Raw genomic sequence first — 2624 nt, forward strand, 5'->3', positions numbered from 1 at the left:
GCCTTCCATTGCCTTTCTTGTCCTTTTACGCCTTAAGGAACTTTCCATTTTTGTATCATTTCAGCCGTAAATAAAGAGGGTTTTATCTCTCCATAAAGAGCTTAATTGTACATAACGGTCTTGCTAAATTTACGTGGGCGATTTAGAACTAATGTCCTATCGAACCGCTAAAGAAGCAAGCCGAGTGAAATTGTTTATATTTTAGCAAACCAATTTTATGGCTTGCTGGTGTTTCTTAATTGTACTAAGCTTTCAAACTGCTAATCACCGCCCATGAAATTTAGCTTTTGTTGGCATTTCGTTATTTTTCATCTTTCAAGCCAAATAAATAGCCTCCAATAGCTCCTAATATTCCATATGCAGGAGCCAAGTTTGATGCTTCAATTGGACTAATAGCTAAAACAGATATCAACAAGGCTATTATTGTTATTCCGTAAACTTTCAAATTATATTTGCCGATACCATTTTTCATTTTGATGCTTAACACTACAAATGCACCAATAATTATAAGACATAAAAATATTGCTATTATATAAAAACTTCTCCATTCCTCTATTTATTAGTAATTAATTCTTGTCTAGCTTCCGATGTCAATATTATACTGATTAGATTCACATTATTTGAGACTTCATATCCCATCTCTTTTCGAATTTCTTTTAAAAACTCATCTCCATCTTTTAACAAAGTGAAAGTTTCATTGTTTTGAACCATTTTATTCTCATATTCAATAAAAGCTTTTATAAGGCTTTCACTACCCCAATTCATTAGTCCTCTTTTAAAATTCATCATTTCATCTACAGCTTTCTTTGATAGAGTAGCCGACCCTTTTTTCTTTGAGTGACTTAGGCTCTCAAAAAATGCATTATAGAAATGTTCAAAAACCTTCTGCTTCTCTTTTACGATTAACAAATCATATTCCCGTTGCTTGGCATTTTTATTATTAATACTAACTGTCAATACTGAAGTAAAAGCAGCTAAAATAACAACTACAATACTAAAGATTGAAATTTTAGTTTTAGTGTCATCAATATACCAAATAGCCCAAATCAAAAGTCCAATCAATAGGGCAAACAGAAAAACCATCCAAACGTATTGTAATAAATTCTTTATCATATTGCTGTGTTTATATAATTCTGACTAACGTCAAATTTTGTTGCTTTTATCTTGCATCCCTTTATTAATAGATAATACGGCAATCTCAATGCCAATAAATTCTATAAAAAACCTAAAATTTCCACGTTAGCAATAGTAATTAATTGGTTACGCTGATGTGGGGAATGAATGCCAACGGTAAATTGTATGAGTAGTGGCAGATTGCGGGCTTCTTTCCTGTCTAACTTCTACGCAGTTTGAGCGGACTACAAACCTTGAAATTTAATACATTGCCTGCCATTACTTATACAAAATGTTGTACACCGTTATTTTTTAGTTTTTTTCTAATAGTCAGCTTTTTATATATCTTAAAAATCAAGAAAATCATAATCGGTAACCACAAGTACAAATTAGTTTTTTCTGCACCTGTCAGTATCCTGTTATGAATCATCTTATTTATTGCGAATCCTGCTCCAAATGTCACAAGTGCCCCAATAAAAATCAATCCAAATAGCTTGAAATTAATTTGAGAAATATCAAATTTTACCCGACTTATTGTATGTTTAACTTTATAATCAGCAGGCATTATATCAATTGTATTATTCTTGTTATTAATCAACCAATCAATCGCTGTCTCAAATCGCTCAAAATTGGCAATTGAAAAATCTGAAATCTTAATCTTTTTAGAATCCTTAAAAATCATAACAATACTTTTTCTTGGCACATCTTGAAATCCACCACCATTTAAATCCACATCATATTTTATCAAATCTTGCAGTCTGTATCGTTTATTGAATAATGGAATCAAAAAACTAATTTTTATAGAGTCCTTTTCAATTTTAATAATCTTAAAATATTTGATAATCATAAAAGTGTAAAAAACTATAAAACCATTGAGCAATACTAAAACTATATTTTCATTCTTGTCAATGGAATAATCAGTGAATATTATTATGTAATCAAACCACACTACTATACTCCATAGAAAAAACATCATAAGGAATGAATGAATTTTTATTTTAGTTCTCAAAATCATTTGTCATTAGTTATCTATCAATTGCTACTGTTTTTTTTAATTCTGACTAACGTCAAATTTTGTTGCTTTTATCTTGCATCCCTTTATTAATAGATAATACGGCAATCTCAATGCCAATAAATTCTATAAAAAACCTAAAATTTCCACGTTAGCAATAGTAATTAATTGGTTACGCTGATGTGGGGAATGGTGTACAACGGATGGCGCTATGTAACGTAGGCGCCTTAGTTGATTTATGTTTTAAATTTTATAAAAAGGCAAGGTAGCGATTTTAGAATTACATTTAACTATAACTATTCTAAAATGGCGACCTTGCCGTTGATCATTAAAAGCAATAAACCTTCGAAAACCCACTGCCCGCCTATGTTATATGAGCCACTATGATAATGCATAGGCCTGTGTTCACCTTCTTTTGACAGAAGGGACACATAGTTTTAAATTTGTATTAGTACCACACAAAAACAACTAGGGCCTATGCGAACACAAGTTATTAAAA

The 2624-nt window shown here is 30.9% G+C and carries 3 protein-coding genes; all 3 read right to left on the reverse strand.

The genetic code is table 11. The annotated features are described in order from the left end of the window. Window positions 1-301: 301 nt before the first annotated feature. The 3 genes from EO244_RS16960 to EO244_RS16705 all read right to left on the reverse strand — a co-directional run bounded on the left by EO244_RS16960 (window position 302) and on the right by EO244_RS16705 (window position 2122). On the reverse strand, window positions 302-472 hold the full coding sequence (locus tag EO244_RS16960) for a hypothetical protein (RefSeq protein WP_164977529.1): 171 nt from the start codon (window positions 470-472) through the stop codon (window positions 302-304). An 80-nt stretch (window positions 473-552) separates the two neighbouring features. Beyond that, window positions 553-1113 carry a hypothetical protein gene (locus EO244_RS16700; protein ID WP_129255826.1) on the reverse strand — a complete coding sequence of 187 codons (561 nt, stop codon included), beginning with the start codon at window positions 1111-1113 and terminating at the stop codon, window positions 553-555. 283 nt (window positions 1114-1396) lie between these two features. After that, a complete protein-coding gene (locus EO244_RS16705) occupies window positions 1397-2122 on the reverse strand; it encodes a hypothetical protein (RefSeq protein WP_129255827.1) in 726 nt (241 codons plus the stop codon). Window positions 2123-2624 lie beyond the last annotated feature (502 nt).

Origin of the sequence: Ancylomarina salipaludis, assembly GCF_004122035.1 — a bacterium.
GTDB lineage: Bacteria > Bacteroidota > Bacteroidia > Bacteroidales > Marinifilaceae > Ancylomarina > Ancylomarina salipaludis.

Bases quoted from the DNA above. Each gene is read 5' to 3' on its own strand.
- EO244_RS16700 (WP_129255826.1), bottom strand. From the start codon at position 1,113: ATGATAAAGAATTTATTACAATACGTTTGGATGGTTTTTCTGTTTGCC.
- EO244_RS16960 (WP_164977529.1), bottom strand. From the start codon at position 472: ATGAAAAATGGTATCGGCAAATATAATTTGAAAGTTTACGGAATAACA.